We start from the raw sequence: 4,151 nt of genomic DNA on the forward strand, positions 1-4,151 counted from the left end.
ATTGGGCATAGGGCATGGGGCATTTCCTCTGCACCCCTGCCTCCTCTGCCCAAGAACAGCTTGTTTTACGCTAGACAAGCGAGAAAATCTTGCTTGAGTTTGGCTGCGTCAAGATTGCGGCCGATGAAGACTAGTTCGTTTTTGGGGGTTTCGCTTGGTTTCCAGGGGCGATCGGGTTTGCCATCGAATATCATGTGTACTCCCTGGAATACAAATCGATTATCTTCTCCAGCAATATTTAAAATGCCTTTCATCCGAAAAATATCTGTCCCTTGGGTACGCAGTAACTCGGAAAGCCAAGTGTTTAATTTTTCTCCATCGACTGCACCTGCTTCTACTAAAGCTACAGAAAAGACGCTTTCATCGTGTACGTGGGCATCTTCGCCTAAGAAATCTGGATCAATTTCTAATGCACGATCTAAATCAAAGGCTTTTACACCTAATAAAGCATCCATTCCGAGTTCAGAATTTTGGGTACGGTAGATTTTTGCGATCGCATTCATCGCCCGAATCCGTTTTTCTAATTCATCCAACTCTTCTGGCGCTACCAAATCAGTTTTATTAAGTAAAATTACATCGGCAAAGGCAATCTGTTCTTGTGCTTCGTCTGCATCCCAGTGCTGCCAGATGTGCTTGGCATCTACGACTGTCACCACCGCATCTAGAGACAGTTGGCTTTGCAAGTCTTCATCAACAAAAAATGTCTGAATCACTGGTGCAGGATCGGCTAATCCAGTCGTTTCAATTACTAAATGGTCAAATTTATCGCGCCGCTTCATCAAATTGCCAATGATGCGAATTAAATCGCCGCGCACTGTACAACAGATACAGCCATTATTCATTTCAAATATTTCTTCATCTGCATCGATAATCAATTGATTATCAATACCCACTTCCCCAAATTCATTGACAATCACAGCAACTTTTTTGCCGTGTTCGTAGGTGAGGATGTGATTGAGTAGAGTCGTTTTACCTGCTCCCAAATAGCCTGTCAGAACAGTAACGGGAACTGAATTGTTGATTACGTCAGCCACCATACTCTAAATTCCTCTTGTCTCACCTTATGGATAATCATTATCGCCTATGATAAATCGTTTTATATTTTTGTGCGAACTTGCTGTTATTTTGAGTTTCAGCCAAATAACCACATAATTTAATCAAGAAACATTTTATTTTTATGCATCTGTAATAAGTAATAAATATCTATAAGTTTGCGTAGCTGGTAGGAATATTCCAACTAACCTTGCAGGAAGTCGCAGGTTAGTACATTGACAATCCCACGAAAAATATGATAATCATTATCACATAGAAAATTATACTTTGATGGAGAAGCGTGGTGGTTTCAAGAAACACTGCCTGCTGGAAAAAGCAAGTAACTCAAACAGGGCAAGCATCTGCGTCTATTGCAATCAGCTTTTTGGTTGTTGCACCGCTGGTTTTATCTACCGCTTTGGCACCAGCACAAGCAGATGATACTCATAATCATTCGGACGAAACCGGCTTTTACGTTGGGTTAGATGGTTTGGAGGTTTTTCCTACAGGGACATACGCAGGATTGGAGAACCCCAACTACAATCGTTTGACCCTTCTTTTTGCACACAGGAATGAAGACACGCCGGAATCAAGCCATTTCCACGGCATTGGTGCTTATAGCTACTTAGGTTCTTTAGATAACCTAACCATTAACTCAACTAATACAAATAACCGAATTCCTGAGTCTTACTCAGAACAAGCGCCGCTAACATTATTGCCTGGCACAGAGTTTTATACTGGTCGCTTGATTAGTACTCCAACAGATAAGGAATATAGCAATCTGACAATAGAACCTATAGCGTCTCTAAAAACTTCAAAAGAATTAGACAATCAGTATCTGTTCAATAGCTCTAATGGTCGTTGGCAGTCGTCCCTTGAAGGTGCAAATATTGGTTTACAATTAGCGTCAATTAGCAGTGGATTGAATATTGGTGATTCAGCAGGCGTTGATATTGTCAAGTCAGTCGGCGATATCTACACAATCGGCAGTGGTGATAATTTTTCGTTTACCCCTACCTTTTGGACTGATGCTGCTGCACCACTGGGAACTTATTCTGCATCATTCAAATTAGTGGATTTAGGCACTGATAATCACCGTATTCCCTTTAAAGAGTCTGGCACTTTCAATTTTGATTTTGAAGTCAAGGCAGTCCCTGAGTCATCAACTGTTCTTGGTCTTGGTATAGTCGGTTTACTGGCGCTTTCTCTTTCTCGCTTGCAAAAACTTACTCGCAGTAGCTTGAACTAATTTTAATCTCGCACCAAGGTGCAAAACGATTCTTTGCCTCTTGGTGCAAAGATTTAATTTTCTGAAGAGAACAAAAAATCTTCAACTGCTTCTAAAACAACTGCTGGATATTCTTCATGCAGTCCCAAAGAACCAGGGATAACAACGCTTTTCACTCCTGGTAAGGCTACCAAAGCGTCCATTTCTTCTCGTGATTTTGGGGGGCTAGATTCCCCAATTACTACCATGAGCGGTACGGTTAAAGACTGTACAAGTCCTAAAAAATCAGATTGTTCGCGTACAGCATCAAGATTACCAGTTACAAAGGCAGCAGATGCAAATCGCGCTCCTGGTTGTTGAGTTGTGTGCCACTTCTTCTCAATGAAACTGGGTGTAATTTTAGCCGCGTCAGTAAATACATGACGGCGATACATAAAACTTAAGAAGGATGGGGTAGTGTTGAGTTTGTAGAGAGCTTGACCAAGTATAGGCGATCGCACCAATTCTCTCACAAAGCCAGCTATCTGTTGACTTGCGCCCATTGTCGGCAAAGGCCCACGCCAAGTAGGAGCTAACAACAAAATTCGTGAGAAAGTAGCAGGTTGTTTGACAGCTAATTGTAAAACGTAACTAGCAGCATGACCAGCCGCGATCACAGTAATGGGAGTATTAAAAATAGCTTTGACAAAATCTTCCAGAAATTGCTGATATATTTCCGGTCGATAATTCAAACTAGGGCGAGAAGATTCACCAAATCCAGGCCAGTCTATTGCTAAAACTTGAAAATTGGGAGCTAGTAACCTGGCAAGTTCGCCTACTTCCAAACGCGTCGAAACACTGCTGAAAGATGGTAGCAGCAATAGCGGTGAACCTTTACCGAGGGTTTCATAAACAACGCGTAATTGCTGATTTTCCCAATTCCAAAGATATTCTTGAACTATTCCACCAAAGCCAGTAGCAGCAGAAGTAGATAATACATTGGTTGACATGAGACTAAATTTTGGTAATTGTACGTTTTTTGTCATTTGTCAGTTGTCCTTTGCAAATGACCAATGACCAATGACTAATGACAAATGACCAAGTTTAGTTAGGCAAATCTAGCTTACATTCCAATGCTTTTTTTTGCATAGTTTTAAAAATGTTGTAAAATCCATTAGCACGGGAAGGCGTCAGGCTAACATTTAAACCTGTTTCTTGGATAAAATCTGGGGTAAGTTGCACAATCTCAGTTGGCGCTAGTCCATGCAATCCTTCAACCAGAAGCCCTACTAATCCTTTAGTTAACTGAGAATCAGAATCGCCCTGAAACACAACCTTACCATCATCCAAGGCTGCGGTGATATAAACTTGAGACACGCAACCAGGAACTTTATTTTCGGGTAATTTATCAGCTTCTGGGAACTCATTGAGCTTCTGAGCATACCAGATTAGCTGTTCGTAGCGTCGCTTCGGTTCGGAAGCGCGTTGAAAGCGCTGGACAATTTTAGCGAGCGCAGGTGGCAAAGAATCTAGAGTTGAGGACATAACAGAAGCTGAAAACGATCGGTATCTCCTTGAGTGTAGATTATCTTTAGAGCAATCGCGCCTCCGGTTCTCTTGGCATTATCAAGCTTGCCATTACTGACTCTAATTTATCAAATCCAGATAATTACTGCGATTGCATCCCCATCGTCCAGGTTTTTTAATGCGTCTAATCACAAAAACTTAATTTTATTCTAAGTAAAAATTTTATTCATTTGTAGCATATTCTCTGCGTGCCTCTGCGCTTACCTTTGCGTTCCTCTGCGTTTAAATTTCAACCCTCAATTCTCCACGATTCGACAATTCGATGCCTACGGCTGGCTACGCCTACGCGCTTACAAAATTAGCTGCAAGTTCATTAGACCTGTCT

At 41.5% G+C, this 4,151-nt stretch carries 4 protein-coding genes; 1 reads left to right on the forward strand and 3 read right to left on the reverse strand.

The features are described from left to right. Nucleotides 1-65: 65 nt before the first annotated feature. Nucleotides 66-1,037, reverse strand: coding sequence for a CobW family GTP-binding protein (locus tag IQ229_RS15905; RefSeq protein WP_194045258.1), 972 nt, complete (start codon nt 1,035-1,037; stop codon nt 66-68). Between the two features lie 299 nt (nt 1,038-1,336). Here IQ229_RS15905 and IQ229_RS15910 point away from each other — a divergent pair, with 299 nt between their 5' ends. Then, the gene (locus tag IQ229_RS15910) at nt 1,337-2,281 is read left to right on the forward strand and encodes an all3515 family Zur-repressed PEP-CTERM protein (protein ID WP_194045267.1); all 945 of its coding nucleotides are present in this window, start codon (nt 1,337-1,339) and stop codon (nt 2,279-2,281) included. Nucleotides 2,282-2,334: 53 nt separating this feature from the next. Here IQ229_RS15910 and IQ229_RS15915 read toward each other — a convergent pair whose 3' ends face one another. Then, a complete protein-coding gene (locus IQ229_RS15915; RefSeq protein ID WP_194045271.1) occupies nt 2,335-3,249 on the reverse strand; it encodes an alpha/beta fold hydrolase in 915 nt (304 codons plus the stop codon). Between the two features lie 94 nt (nt 3,250-3,343). After that, on the reverse strand, nt 3,344-3,784 hold the full coding sequence (locus IQ229_RS15920; protein ID WP_194045269.1) for a SufE family protein: 441 nt from the start codon (nt 3,782-3,784) through the stop codon (nt 3,344-3,346). Between the last annotated feature and the right edge of the window lie 367 nt (nt 3,785-4,151).

The organism is Nostoc cf. edaphicum LEGE 07299, assembly GCF_015207245.1.
In the GTDB taxonomy this organism is placed as follows: Bacteria; Cyanobacteriota; Cyanobacteriia; order Cyanobacteriales; family Nostocaceae; genus Nostoc; species Nostoc edaphicum_B.

Excerpts from the sequence above, each read along its gene's own strand:
- IQ229_RS15920 (WP_194045269.1), bottom strand. The coding sequence starts at position 3,784 with ATGTCCTCAACTCTAGATTCTTTGCCACCTGCGCTCGCTAAAATTGTC.
- IQ229_RS15915 (WP_194045271.1), bottom strand. The coding sequence starts at position 3,249 with ATGTCAACCAATGTATTATCTACTTCTGCTGCTACTGGCTTTGGTGGA.
- IQ229_RS15905 (WP_194045258.1), bottom strand. The coding sequence starts at position 1,037 with ATGGTGGCTGACGTAATCAACAATTCAGTTCCCGTTACTGTTCTGACA.